Here is a 13,245-nt window from a genome sequence, read left to right as displayed (position 1 = left end):
TCGCCGGCCATGGACTGCTTGCCGTTCATCTCGACTCCCCAAGCGTGCTGGGCCCGTCATCCGTCACACCCTCCGCACCGAGCCGGCTCGCGAGGCGTTTCAGGCCCCGGTGCGCGGCGGTGCGTACGGCGCCGGGGCGTTTGCCGAGGACGCGCGCGGCGGCGGGGCCGTCGAGGCCGACGACGACACGCAGCAGTACGGCCTCGGCCTGGTCGCGCGGGAGACTCGCGACGAGTTCGAGCGCGTACGCCGTGGAGAGGGACTCCAGGGCCTGGTCGTGCGTGCTGTGCGGGCCGGGCAGGTCGAGTATGTCCTGTTCCAGCGCGGACGCCCGCGGCCGCACCTTCAGCCGCCGCAGATGGTCGAGGGCCCGGTGCCGGGCGATGGTCGCGGTCCAGCCGCGGAACCCCGCCCCGTCGCCGCGGAACCGCCCCAGGTCCCTGGCGATCTCCAGCCACGCGTCCGACGCCACGTCCTCCGCCTCGTCGCCGACCAGCCCCCGCAGGTACCCGAGCAGTCCGGGCTGCACGATCCGGTACGCGACGGCGAAGGCGGCCTCGTCCCCCTCCTGCGCCCGTGCGACGGCCACGCCCAGCTCACCGTCGGACGTCCGTCCGCGGCGGGGTTCCCCTCCCTGGCCCAACAGTGTCCTCGTTCATGCCGAGTTCCTACCGAATCCGGACCGCGCGACGCGGGTCGCCATGCCCGCGCGCCTCCAAGGTCATCAGCGTCGGACGGCACGGAAGTGTCACAGCCCGTCAGCCGCCCGGGCGGCGCCACGACCGACACCCTGACCGGCCCCACGACCACCAGTCCCACGACCAGTCCCACGACCGGCACGATCACCGGTCCCGCCGCTCCCACCCGCCTCGGCGGACCCGGGCCGCGCTGACCCGGGCTGCGCGGGCACCCCCGGCAACCCGGGCCGCGCCCGCCCGTGCAGTTGCAGATAGAACGTCCGCAGTGACTCCCGCTCCCCCGCCTCGAACCGCTTCACGACCTTGCCCAGCGGATTCCACACCCGCCCGTCCGGCATCCGTACGCCCACCGGCCGGCCGAACAACTCCCGCTGGCCCTCGTCGAATTCGACCCACACGGCACCGGCCCGTCGGACGAGCACCTCACCGGCGTACGCCCCGAGCCCGAACAGCACGTGCCCCACGGCCGCGCGGTCCCGGCCGCTCTTGCGCAGCCCGTCGATGATGAAGTCGACCACCCGCAGGCTCGCGACCGAGTAGTCCAACGGCAGCCGGCTGCGGGCCGTGACGTCCCGTACGAACTCCGCCGCGTGCCGCCGCATCCGCAGGTCGGCCGACTGCCTTGTCCTTCCCATCACTTCCGCCCCCTGGCTCACCGCTCAGGCATCTGCCCCTGGCAGACCAAGCGGGGCGGGTGCCACGAACATCACACGTCACCGCGGTGACAAGGGTCACGTGACAAGTCGGCGAGACCCGTACAACCATCCGCCCCTCTCGGACGTCTGCGCGAACGCGAAGTGACGTACCCCACACCCCTGTTGGGTGATGTTTAACCTCGTCTTACCGCTGAATTAGAAAGCCACCCCAGTGACGGGTGGGTTTTTTGTGAGGATTTCCTAGGGGTGGGGCATTTGAGTCGCCGGACGACCCATGCGTACAAGCCGCTGAGTCTGAAGCGGAGAGCGTGGCTGACGATAGGGGCCGTGGTGCTGGGCGGCACGGGCGCCGTGACGTACGCCGTCGCGAACCCGAGCTCGGACCCGGCCGTGGACGCCGCGCGCGGCAAGCGGCCCGTGAAGGTGCACGAGCTCACGATGCGGAGCGACGGCTCTGACCGGCGCGAGGTCGAGCGGACGAGCACCGCTCAGTTCTCGCTGCTCGGCGTCACCTGGACCGGCGCGAAGACCGAGCTGGACGGCACCGCCCAGGTACGCACCCGCGACCTGGCGACGGGCGAGTGGACCGGCTGGCAGAACCTGGATCTGGAGCCGCACCCGGTCGACAAGGCCGAGCCGGGCGCCAAGGATGCCCGCGGCGCCTCCGACCCGCTGTGGGTCGGCCCGAGCGACGGTGTCGAGGCACGGGTGGTCGCGGCCGACGGTTCCACGAGTTCCCCGCTGCCCAAGGGACTTGAGGTCAGCCTGGTCGACCCGGGTGTGACCTCGGCCGAGGCGAAGAACAAGGCGCTCGACACGACGGCCGGCACGACGGCCGGTACCTCCCTGGAGAACGCCGCCTTCGTCGCCGAGGACCCGACCGACTCCCCGACCCCGACCGACCCGGTCTCGGACTCCCCGTCGCCGACGGACTCCACCGGCACGGAGCCCACCACCAGCGCCCCGGCGTCGCCCACCGAGAGCGTCTCGGAGAGCCCGTCGGAGTCCCCCGACCCGGTCCCGTCCCCGCCGCCGTCCACCGTGACGATGCCGACGATCATCTCGCGCGCCCAGTGGGGCGCCGACGAGTCGATGGTCAAGGACCCGCCGGAGTACATCGACAAGGTCAGCGCGGTCTTCGTGCACCACACGGTCGGCACGAACGACTACAGCTGCGCCGAGTCCCCGGCGCTGGTCCGCGGCATCATGGCGTACCACGTGCAGAGCGAGGGGTGGAACGACCTCGGCTACAACTTCCTGGTCGACAAGTGCGGCCGGATCTTCGAGGGCCGCGGCGGCGGCATCGACCTGCCGGTGCGCGGCGCGCACACGTACGGCTTCAACGCCGACTCGGCGGGCATCGCCGTCCTCGGTGACTTCGAGGGCGCCGCCGCCACGTCCACCACTCCGGCGAAGGCCGCGGGCAAGCCGTCCCGCGCCGCCCTGGAGTCCGTGGCGCGCGTCGCCGCGTGGAAGCTGGGCCAGTACGGGGGCAACCCGAGCGGCCAGGTCACGCTGACCGCCGCCGCCGACACGGGGGTGTGGAAGGCGGGCGAGCTGGCCACGCTGAACACGATCTCCGGCCACCGCGACGGCTTCGCCACCGCGTGCCCCGGCAAGAACCTGTACTCGAAGCTGGGCGAGATCCGCCGGTACGCCGCCGGCCCCGGCAAGAACGCCGCGATCCCCACGGCCGACTTCAACCGTGACGGCATCAGCGACGTCGTCGCCGCCACGCCCAAGCAGGGCAGCGGCTGGCTCACACTCGTGCCGGGCGGTGTCAACGGCCCCGTCTCCGCCTCGAAGGTGAAGCTCAACCAGGGCAGCGCCGGTGTGCCGGGTGCCGCCGAGTCCGGCGACCAGTGGGGCACGGCCACGGCCTGGGGCGACATCAACGCCGACGGCTACGCGGACCTCGCGATCGGTGCGCCCGGCGAGGACGACACGACCGGCCACGCGGACCGCGGCGCGGTGACGATCCTGTACGGCCCGAAGTTCGACACCGGTGCCGACACCATGGCGCTGGGCGACGACTACGAGCCGGCCGGCGCACGGTTCGGCGCGACGGTCGCGGTCGGCGACTTCAACGCCGACGGCAAGGCGGACGTCTTCACGGCTGCCACCGGCACGGGCGGCAACTGGGCGGCCCGCTTCAACGACGGCCACGAGGTCGCGGGCGACCTCACCACCGCCGACAAGGCCCTCGCGTACGCGGACGCCACCACCGGTGACTTCAACCGGGACGGCTACGCGGACGTCGCCCTCAACTACCGCGACGCGTCCGGCGTCGGCCGGGTCACCTGGTTCAAGGGCTCCAAGTCGCTGGGCCTGTCGAAGGTTTCGACGATCTCCGTGAAGGGCGGCCGGTCCATCGCCGCGGGCGACGTGAACGGCAACGGCTACGACGACATCGTCATCGGCCAGCCGTACGCCACCGAGTCCGGCGCGATCTCCGGCGGCCAGGTCACCATGGTCCCGGGCTCGTCCTCCGGCTTCACCACGACCGGGATGACGAAGATCACCCAGGACACCGCGGGTGTCCCGGGCGCCAACGAGTCCGGGGACGCGCTCGGTTCCTCCGTCTCTGTGGGCGACTTCAACGCCGACGGTTACGCGGACGTCCTCACGGGCGCCCCGAACGAGGACATCACCCGTACCTCCAACCGCGCCAACGCGGGCGCGGTCTGGCTCTTCAAGGGCACCTCGTCGGGTCTGACGGGCACGGGTTCGCTGTCCTACTCCCAGGACACGGCCGGTATCCCCGGCTCCACGGAGAAGGACGACAAGCTGGGCTCGTCCGTCTCACTGACGGACGTCTCCGGCCACGGCCGGGCGCACCTGCTGATCGGAGCGGAGGGCGAGGACACGGGCAACGGCACGATCCTGTACCTCCCGACCACGGCCTCGGGCGTCTCCGTCGCCAAGTCGGCCTACTACGGCGTAACCCAACTGACCACGCCGACAGCGGGCCGCCTGGGCCTGTTCCTGACCCCGTAGTCGTCCCGGCTTTTCCTCGCCCCCGCTCCTCAAACGCCGGACGGGCTGAAAATCAGCCCGTCCGGCGTTTGAGGACGAGCGCGCCAGCGCGATGCGGGGGTCTGGGGGCGCAGCCCCCAGGGACGGGACGGGAAGGGGCGGCGGGGGCGAAAACCCTTCAGACCCGCCCGCGCGCCCGGCGCGAGACGACCGCGCGGAGGACGCGCCGCCCCTCCGTCGACAGGTCGAGCGCCCGGCGCACCCCGGCCGCCCCGTGGGCGGACAACAGCTCCAGAATGGCGATCTGCCGCCGCAGTTCGGCCGCGACAAGGGGCGACATGTCCTGCGTACGCCCCTCACGCCGAGCGGTGACCGAGGACGCCCCGTCACTCGCGGCATCGAGGAGCCGATGGACCTGAAGCGCCGCGACGGAACAGGCATCCGCCCACTCACGAAGGTCCCCGGCGGCCCGGTCCACCGGCACGGCACCGAGCATCCGGTGCACGAGCACGACGGCCTCCCCCTCGCCGAACACCCCACCGCCCGGGACACCGGGACCGACCCCGCCACCACCACCGGACAAGTCGAGCTTGGCGCGCACCTGCTCGACCCGCTCACGCCAGTCGTCGCCCCACCCCTCGCCCTCGGAGAGGCTCGCCCACAGCGGCCGCAGAATCTCGTCGTCCCCGCCCAACAGCGGCACGCACCGGTCCAGACACGCCAGACCACTCGCCGCGAGACCACGCTCGTCGGCCTGAGCGATCAGTTCCACCAGGCTCATCACGCCTCCCTCGGTGGGGCCGCCTCTGCCAACGGAACCCGCACTTCCCCTTACTGCGTGCGCTGTGGCCGGAACGTCACACTGCGAGTTGGCCGAAATCTACATGGGGACGACGCCGAGCCGGTCCAGAAATCGGAAGAAAAGCATCTCGGCGGACGGGTCGGCGTCGGCGGTGAGCACGTCGAGGAGGGGTTCCTCGGGCACGGGACGCCCCGATTCGGCGGCCCAGGCGACGGCCCGTCCGACGGCGTCGTGCGGTTCGAGGAAGAAGTCGTCGACGGCCAGCCCGTCCTCGTTGCCGCCGAGGTATCCGGCCATCGCGTCCCTGTCCAGGCAGGTCGTCCAGGCACCGCTCTCGGGCGCGGCCGCCTCGACGACCACGCAGTCACTGTCCATCACGTACCCGAAGAGGGCGGGCGCGCCCGTCTCCTGGGCAAGGTCGTTCATGTTCCCGACGTCACCCTTGGCAGGGTCGTCGGGAGCGTTCGGGTACTCCCACACCTGCCAGCCGTCGTCGGCCGTCTGGTGCAGCGTCAGACCCGTCGCGCCCGACAGCGCCTCCAGTTCCGCGAGCGGCCGCTCGCTCCTGCCTACGACGAAATATCCCCAGTAGCCCATCCCGCTCCCCCGGTGTATCGGTTCGGCCAGCGTGAATACACCACACGCGTACGGCAGTTCGCCACCGAAACGGGCAAGCCGCCGCAACTGCACCACACCGGCGCGTGATCCGTGCCAGGCCTTTTCGTCCTGCATACCGCCACCTGGGTGTTGACGTCCACGCGACACGGCCGTCCCGCCCGTCTCGGCCACACCGCTCGTACGGTTCGTACCGTCTGTACGGTCTGTGCCACAGGGAGCCGGCCGCAGAGCCGGCCGCAGGAGCCGACAACGGCTCGCCGCCCTCAGCCCAGCTTCCCCGCGAGCTCCTTGAACTCCGCCCACGGCATCCCCGGCTTCCGCGGATCCCACAGCTTCTGTGTCAGCGCCCGCAGCGGCATCCGGATGCCTGCCGCCACCTGGTCCTGCGTCTGCGAGCCGGAGAGGTCGCACCAGACGGCGAAGTAACCGCCGAGGATCTGGTCGTCGTACTCCCGCGACACCGGCGTCGAACCGCGCACGACGAGCGGGGTCCACTGCTCGTAGATGCGCTGCCCGGTCGGGTAGACGAAGGCGTTGGGCTGCCCGAGCACGTAGTACAGGTACTCGTCGTTGTAGTTGACGACATCGCGCCCGGCCCGCAGATACTCGGCCGGCTGCCGCGCGCCGATCTCCTTGCCCGTCCAGTACGCGACCTGGATGTCGTCGTCGGCCTGCACGGTGCCCCCGGGGAAGAACCCGTCGTTCCAGGCCCGTACGGTCCGGTCGTGCCCGCGCATCACGTCGGCGCGGTCGTTGAGCCACCCGGTCGCGAGGTCCGCGATCCCGGCGCCCGAGCCGTACTTGTCCTTCGCGGCGGCGGCCAGCTGCGGATACGAGGCCGCCGGGTTCGGCACCGTCAGCGCCCGGTACTCGTCGGCGCCGAGATGCCAGTACCGCCCGGGGAACAGGCCCGCGTACTCGTTCAGCAGGTCGTCCACGATCTTCGCGGACGCGGGCTTTGAGATGTCGAGCGAGCCCTGCGAGACCACGCCCTGGGTGTTGCGGAGCTTGAGGTCCGGGTGTGCGGCGAGCACCGCGCCCAGGTGGCCGGGCGAGTCGATCTCGGGCACGACGGTGATGTGCCGGCTCGCCGCGAGCGCGAGGATGCGCCGCACCTCCGCCTTCGTCAGATGCTGCTTCGACACCACCTCGGGATGCGAGTCGGAGGCGATCCGGAAGCCCTGGTCGTCGGAGAAGTGCAGCCCGAGCTGGTTGTACTTGAGGTCGCCCAGCTCACGGATCCGGTCCTCGATCCACCCGGCCGTGAAGTGCTTGCGCGCGATGTCGAGCATGAACCCGCGCTGCGGCTTGGCCGGCGAGTCCCGTACGACTCCCTCGGGTGCCGTGCCGCCCGCGCGCACCTCCTGCTTGAGCGTGCGCGTGCCGTAGAAGACGCCCGCCTCGGCCGTACCGCTGATCCGCACCCGCCCGTCCTTCACGGCCAGCGTGTACGACTCGGCGTTCGCGTCCTCGTCGGTGAGGGCCAGTTCCACATCCCCGGCCCGTGCCCCGCCGGAGCCCGCGTAGGCCAGGCCCAGCTCCCCGGCGAGCAGCCGCCCCTCGTCCGCGAGCGCGTCGTCGCCGACCACGACACGCCCGCCCTTCGCGGGGCGCCAGCCCTTCGCGGGGCGCCAGCCGGGCCCACGCGCCGGCGTGTGCTCCCGTACGGCCGGGATGGTCCGCGGAGTCTTCGACAGCGGATACGTCCGACTGGGTGACGGAGTGGGCGACGGGGACGGGGGCGGCGCCAGGGCGGTTCTCCCGCCGGAGGGCCGCTGTGACGAGGACGCGCCGGAGTCACCGCTCGGCCAGAGCCCGACGGTCAGCGCGGCACCCGCCGCGACCGCCACGCCCGCGCCGACCAGCAGAGTCCTCCTGCCGCCCGGCAGGGACCGCGAAGCCCTGCGCCCTCGCCCGTTCACCACAGACCACTCACCCTCCTGCGATCACTCTCGTACGCTGTACCTTCACTGTGAACCTAGGCCCTGGCACCCGGGGCCACCGTCCACCGCCCGTTCCTAAACTCTCTCTTACGGGTGATATTCGGGCATCCGTCGGACAGGTCGCGTCACACCTCGATAGCGTGATGACACATCTCTCACTTGACCCCCCGCCGAACCACGCGTGGCGCACATCCGAGCGCCACCGAACCGCCGAGGAACCCACGCTGCCCGCGCACCGTCCTTCCCGCCTCCCCGGCCAGGCCGTCGCCATTCCGGAACCGTCCGATCCGACCGATCCGACCGACCCGCCGGAGCCCTCGGAGCCCCGCCCCACCGGCCTGGACCGGTTCAACGGCATGCCCGCCGACGAGGCCGAGCGCGCCCTCCTCGCCTGCTGCGGCAGCCACCAGTGGGCCCGCCGTGTCGCCGCCCACCGCCCGTACCCCGACCTGGACGCCCTGCTGGCCGCGGCCGACGAGGCGGCGTACGACCTGACCCCCGGCGATCTCACCGAGGCCCTGGCCTGCGAATCCCTCACGCTCCTCCCGGAGGGCGCGTACTCCGCGGCCCACACCGCCCTGAGCGCCGCCCACGCCGCCTACGAGAGCCGTTTCGGCCACGTCTTCGTCATCTGCCTGGACGACACGGCCCCCGAGGAGTCCCTCGACCAGGTCCTGGCCGGAATCCGATCACGATTGACAAACGATCCGGACGACGAACGAACCCTGACGGCAGAAGAACTCCGCCGCCTGGCAAGGGGCCGCCTCACCAGGTCTTTCAGGGCAGCGGGCAACTGCGCGGTCTCTTAGCCGCACCTTCCAGGGCCACGGGGACCGGCCCTTTGGGGGCGCGGGGAACTGCGCAGTCCTTTTGGGGGCGCGGGGAACTGCGCAATCTTCTAGGGGCGCGGGGAACGGCGCACCAAGCCACAACACACCCGCACCCGGCAAACCACCCGAACCCCCACCCCCGAAGCCGCCCCGCACCACCCACGGAGTAGCCCGTACGTGTCCCATATGACTGCCGGTTCGATCACATCGGTAGGCCCGCCGTAAACGTTCCGACAACACGTCGCTACGATGGCCAGGGCCGGTGGACCGTACCCGGCCGGGCCCGTCCGACACAGAAGCCGGCGCGGCCCCAATCCCCGCTCCCGGAGGGTTCTTCCGTGCCGGCTGGAACGCTGTACCGCGGCCGGGAAGGAATGTGGTCATGGGTGGCTCATCGAGTCACCGGCGTCCTCATCTTCTTCTTCCTGTTCGTACATGTGCTGGACACCGCTCTTGTCCGTGTCTCCCCCGAGGACTACGACAAGGTCGTAGCCACCTACAAGACGCCGATCGTCGCGCTGCTGGAGTACGGCCTCGTCGCCGCCATCCTCTTCCACGCGCTGAACGGTCTGCGTGTGATCGCCGTCGACTTCTGGTCGAAGGGACCGCGCTACCAGAAGCAGATGCTCTGGACCGTGGTCGGCATCTGGGTCGTGCTGATGGTCGGGGCCCTGTACCCCGTACTCGGCCACGCCGCTCGTGAAGTCTTCGGGAGCTGACGCCAACAATGTCCACCACTGAGAAGACCGCCGCCTCCGGCATCGGCCCCGTCGAGGGCGCGTCCCTCTACGGCGTCGACAACCCGGCGCCCCTGATCGAGGCCCCGCGCAAGCGGACGAAGAAGACGCCGAAGTCCACCCGTGGCAACTTCGAGATGGCCGCATGGCTGTTCATGCGTCTGTCCGGCATCGTTCTCGTCGTCCTCGTCATCGGCCACCTGCTGATCCAGCTCGTCCTCGACGGCGGCGTCTCCAAGATCGGCTTCGCCTTCGTGGCGGGCCGCTGGGCGTCCCCGTTCTGGCAGACGTGGGACCTGCTGATGCTGTGGCTGGCGATGCTGCACGGCGCCAACGGCCTGCGCACGGTCATCAACGACTACGCGGAGCGCGCGAACACCCGGCTGTGGCTCAAGGGCCTGCTCTACACGGCCACGGTGTTCACCATCCTGCTGGGCACGCTGGTGATCTTCACCTTCGACCCGAACATCCGCTAGATCCGGGGCTACGAGAATCATGAAGATCCACAAGTACGACACAGTCATCGTCGGCGCGGGCGGCGCCGGCATGCGCGCCGCGATCGAGGCGACGAAGCGCAGCCGTACCGCCGTGCTCACGAAGCTCTACCCCACCCGCTCCCACACGGGCGCCGCGCAGGGCGGCATGGCCGCCGCGCTGGCCAACGTGGAGGAGGACAACTGGGAGTGGCACACCTTCGACACGATCAAGGGCGGTGACTACCTGGTCGACCAGGACGCCGCCGAGATCCTGGCGAAGGAGGCCATCGACGCGGTCCTCGACCTGGAGAAGATGGGCCTGCCGTTCAACCGCACCCCGGACGGCACCATCGACCAGCGCCGCTTCGGCGGTCACAGCCGCAACCACGGCGAGGCCCCGGTCCGCCGGTCCTGCTACGCGGCCGACCGCACCGGCCACATGATCCTCCAGACGCTGTACCAGAACTGCGTGAAAGAGGGCGTGGAGTTCTTCAACGAGTTCTACGTCCTCGACCAGCTGATCGTCGAGATCGACGGGGTCAAGCACTCGGCCGGCGTCGTCGCGTACGAGCTGGCGACCGGTGAGATCCACGTCTTCCAGGCGAAGGCCGTGATCTACGCGTCCGGCGGCACCGGCAAGTTCTTCAAGGTGACGTCGAACGCGCACACGCTGACCGGTGACGGACAGGCGGCGGTCTACCGTCGCGGTCTGCCGCTGGAGGACATGGAGTTCTTCCAGTTCCACCCGACCGGCATCTGGCGCATGGGCATCCTGCTGACGGAGGGCGCCCGCGGTGAGGGCGGCATCCTCCGCAACAAGGACGGCGAGCGCTTCATGGAGAAGTACGCGCCGGTCATGAAGGACCTCGCGTCCCGTGACGTCGTGTCCCGCTCCATCTACACGGAGATCCGTGAGGGCCGCGGCTGCGGTCCCGAGGCCGACCACGTCTACCTCGACCTCACGCACCTCCCGCCGGAGCAGCTGGACGCCAAGCTGCCCGACATCACGGAGTTCGCCCGTACGTACCTGGGCATCGAGCCGTACACGGACCCGATCCCGATCCAGCCCACCGCGCACTACGCGATGGGCGGCATCCCGACGAACGTCGAGGGTGAGGTCCTGTCGGACAACACCACGGTCGTCCCGGGCCTGTACGCGGCCGGCGAGGTCGCCTGCGTGTCCGTCCATGGCGCGAACCGCCTGGGCACGAACTCGCTCCTGGACATCAACGTGTTCGGGCGCCGCTCGGGTATCGCCGCGGCGGAGTACTCCTCGAAGGTGGCCTCGCACGTCGAGCTGCCCGAGGACCCGGCCTCGCAGGTCGTCGAGCAGATCGAGCACCTTCGGTCGTCGACGGGCAACGAGCGCGTGGCGGACATCCGCCGCGAGCTGCAGGAGTGCATGGACGCCAACGTCATGGTGTTCCGCACCGAGCAGACGATCAAGACGGCCGTGGAGAAGATCGCGGAGCTGCGCGAGCGCTACCGGAACGTCTCGATCCAGGACAAGGGCAGGCGGTTCAACACCGACCTGCTGGAGGCCGTCGAGCTCGGCAACCTCCTGGACCTGGCCGAGGTCATGGCGGTCTCCGCCCTCGCCCGCAAGGAGTCCCGCGGCGGTCACTACCGCGAGGACTACCCGAACCGCGACGACGTCAACTTCATGCGCCACACCATGGCGTACCGCGAGGTCGGCGACGACGGCACCGAGTCCATCCGTCTCGACTACAAGCCGGTCGTCCAGACCCGCTACCAGCCGATGGAGCGTAAGTACTGATGGCTACCCCCACCCTGGACAAGGCGGACAGCGCCGGCACGCCGGAGGCCGGCTTCGCCGACACGCCGTACATCACCGCCACGTTCCGCATCCGCCGCTTCAACCCCGAGGTCTCGGCGGAGGCGGTCTGGGAAGACTTCCAGCTGGAGATCGACCCGAAGGAGCGCGTCCTGGACGCCCTCCACAAGATCAAGTGGGACCTGGACGGCACCCTCACCTTCCGCCGGTCCTGCGCGCACGGCATCTGCGGCTCGGACGCGATGCGGATCAACGGCAGGAACCGCCTCGCCTGCAAGACGCTGATCAAGGACCTCAACCCCGAGAAGCCCATCACGGTCGAGCCCATCAAGGGCCTGACGGTCCTGAAGGACCTGGTCGTGGACATGGAGCCGTTCTTCCAGGCGTACCGCGACGTGATGCCCTTCCTCATCACGAAGGACACCAACGAGCCGACCCGGGAACGCCTCCAGACGGCGGAGGACCGCGAGCGCTTCGACGACACGACGAAGTGCATCCTCTGCGCGGCCTGCACGTCCTCGTGCCCGGTCTTCTGGAACGACGGCCAGTACTTCGGCCCGGCCGCGATCGTCAACGCGCACCGCTTCATCTTCGACTCGCGTGACGAGGCGGGCGAGCAGCGCCTGGAGATCCTGAACGACAAGGACGGCGTCTGGCGCTGCCGCACCACGTTCAACTGCACGGACGCCTGCCCCCGAGGCATCGAGGTCACCAAGGCGATCCAGGAAGTGAAGAGGGCGCTGATCACTCGGCGCTTCTGACGTCATTTCCTGTACGTCGGTGCGGGCCCCGTTCCTTCTGGAACGGGGCCCTCGCGCGTGCTGGGCCACGATCGGGTGAAGCGGACTGTTCAGAACTCGCGAGGACTGTCCGGCCTACGATGATGCTCTCGACAAACAGCCCACGGGAGGCACGTGATGTCCGCAGCACCCGTCGAGCAGCCGCACGGCGACCGGTCACTGATCGCGGAGGCGAATCGCATCATGGACCGCCTCCCGGGCCGCCGCGTCGAGATCATCGGAGGCCAGATCCTGGTGACGCCCTCTCCCGACGTCGCTCACTCGCGGGCGCTGAAGAAGGTGGCTCGTCCTTTCGAGGCCGCTGGACTCGATGAGGACGAGACCGAGATCCACCAAGCCATCGGCGTCTGGCTACCGGACGGCCCCGAGGACTATGCGATCCCCGATCTCTGCATTGTCGAAGCCGACATCGACGAGCACCTGGTCGAGAACAACAGCTACGACCCCGTGGTCTTCCGTCTCGTCCTGGAGGTCACCTCAAGCAACTGGCAGGCCGATCTCCGCACCAAGGTCACCGCATACGCCCAGGCCAGGATCCCGGTCTACGTGATCGTCGACCGCAAACACCAGCGCCTCCACGTCCTCACCGACCCGACGCCGGACAAGTACACCACCCACCGCATCCACGCCCCCGGCGAACTCGTCACTCTCCCCGACTCGATCGGCGCCAAGGTCACGCTCGACGTGGCGGAGATCCTCAAGGCCGGGCAGACCAAACGGGATTGAGTGATCGAGACATGCCGTCCTGCCTGGACGGCGCGGAGGGCTTCGTCACCCCTCCTCGACAAGCTCAAGCTGGGCTGGGCGGGGCTGGGCTGGCAGTTCTGTCAGGCCGACCCGGCTTCCCCGTCGTACGCGATGCGGATGGGCGACATCGCGTTGAGCACGCGGCGGATCAGAGGCTGCGGAACCCG

At 69.9% G+C, this 13,245-nt stretch carries 12 protein-coding genes; 7 read left to right on the top strand and 5 right to left on the bottom strand.

Translation table 11 applies throughout. The features are described 5' to 3' along the window. Positions 1-25 precede the first annotated feature (25 nt). Together ACH4YP_RS06230 and ACH4YP_RS06225 are read right to left on the bottom strand one after the other, a co-directional pair. Positions 26-643 (bottom strand): RNA polymerase sigma factor, encoded by a 618-nt coding sequence (locus tag ACH4YP_RS06230; RefSeq protein WP_361072630.1) that lies wholly within the window; start codon positions 641-643, stop codon positions 26-28. Positions 644-748: 105 nt separating this feature from the next. Then, positions 749-1,333 carry a hypothetical protein gene (locus ACH4YP_RS06225; RefSeq protein WP_361072627.1) on the bottom strand — a complete coding sequence of 195 codons (585 nt, stop codon included), beginning with the start codon at positions 1,331-1,333 and terminating at the stop codon, positions 749-751. A 267-nt stretch (positions 1,334-1,600) separates the two neighbouring features. Between ACH4YP_RS06225 and ACH4YP_RS06220 the strand changes: the two genes are divergently transcribed. Beyond that, positions 1,601-4,351, top strand: coding sequence for an FG-GAP-like repeat-containing protein (locus tag ACH4YP_RS06220; RefSeq protein WP_398489621.1), 2,751 nt, complete (start codon positions 1,601-1,603; stop codon positions 4,349-4,351). 157 nt (positions 4,352-4,508) lie between these two features. On the opposite strand, the gene ACH4YP_RS06215 is transcribed toward ACH4YP_RS06220, so the two are convergent. The 3 genes from ACH4YP_RS06215 to ACH4YP_RS06205 all read right to left on the bottom strand — a co-directional run bounded on the left by ACH4YP_RS06215 (position 4,509) and on the right by ACH4YP_RS06205 (position 7,675). Next, a complete protein-coding gene (locus ACH4YP_RS06215) occupies positions 4,509-5,111 on the bottom strand; it encodes a hypothetical protein (protein WP_361060375.1) in 603 nt (200 codons plus the stop codon). Positions 5,112-5,210: 99 nt separating this feature from the next. Next, positions 5,211-5,729 (bottom strand): hypothetical protein, encoded by a 519-nt coding sequence (locus tag ACH4YP_RS06210; RefSeq protein WP_361060458.1) that lies wholly within the window; start codon positions 5,727-5,729, stop codon positions 5,211-5,213. Between the two features lie 284 nt (positions 5,730-6,013). Beyond that, positions 6,014-7,675, bottom strand: a complete 1,662-nt coding sequence (locus ACH4YP_RS06205; RefSeq protein WP_398489620.1) for a glycoside hydrolase family 20 protein — start codon at positions 7,673-7,675, stop codon at positions 6,014-6,016. A gap of 161 nt (positions 7,676-7,836) precedes the next feature. Here ACH4YP_RS06205 and ACH4YP_RS06200 point away from each other — a divergent pair, with 161 nt between their 5' ends. The 6 genes from ACH4YP_RS06200 (at position 7,837) to ACH4YP_RS06175 (ending at position 13,057) form a co-directional block, all read left to right on the top strand. After that, positions 7,837-8,502, top strand: coding sequence for a 2-oxo-4-hydroxy-4-carboxy-5-ureidoimidazoline decarboxylase (locus tag ACH4YP_RS06200; protein WP_398489619.1), 666 nt, complete (start codon positions 7,837-7,839; stop codon positions 8,500-8,502). 359 nt (positions 8,503-8,861) lie between these two features. Beyond that, positions 8,862-9,242 (top strand): succinate dehydrogenase, cytochrome b556 subunit, encoded by a 381-nt coding sequence (gene sdhC, locus ACH4YP_RS06195; protein WP_079053671.1) that lies wholly within the window; start codon positions 8,862-8,864, stop codon positions 9,240-9,242. An 8-nt stretch (positions 9,243-9,250) separates the two neighbouring features. Continuing rightward, positions 9,251-9,736: a succinate dehydrogenase hydrophobic membrane anchor subunit gene (locus ACH4YP_RS06190; RefSeq protein ID WP_055618602.1), complete on the top strand. Its 486-nt coding sequence runs from the start codon at positions 9,251-9,253 to the stop codon at positions 9,734-9,736. A gap of 19 nt (positions 9,737-9,755) precedes the next feature. Then, positions 9,756-11,513: a succinate dehydrogenase flavoprotein subunit gene (gene sdhA / locus ACH4YP_RS06185; RefSeq protein ID WP_361060377.1), complete on the top strand. Its 1,758-nt coding sequence runs from the start codon at positions 9,756-9,758 to the stop codon at positions 11,511-11,513. Continuing rightward, entirely contained in the window at positions 11,513-12,292 is a 780-nt protein-coding gene (locus ACH4YP_RS06180; RefSeq protein WP_398489618.1) for a succinate dehydrogenase iron-sulfur subunit, read from the top strand. Before sdhA ends, ACH4YP_RS06180 begins: the two co-directional genes overlap by 1 nt. Positions 12,293-12,448: 156 nt before the next feature. Next, entirely contained in the window at positions 12,449-13,057 is a 609-nt protein-coding gene (locus ACH4YP_RS06175; RefSeq protein WP_398489617.1) for a Uma2 family endonuclease, read from the top strand. Positions 13,058-13,245: the final 188 nt, after the last annotated feature.

Source organism: Streptomyces sp. NPDC020747 (assembly GCF_044334695.1).
Lineage (GTDB): Bacteria > Actinomycetota > Actinomycetes > Streptomycetales > Streptomycetaceae > Streptomyces.
The sequence above is the reverse complement of the archived record's forward strand: the minus strand, read 5'-3'. Positions and strand labels throughout refer to the sequence as shown.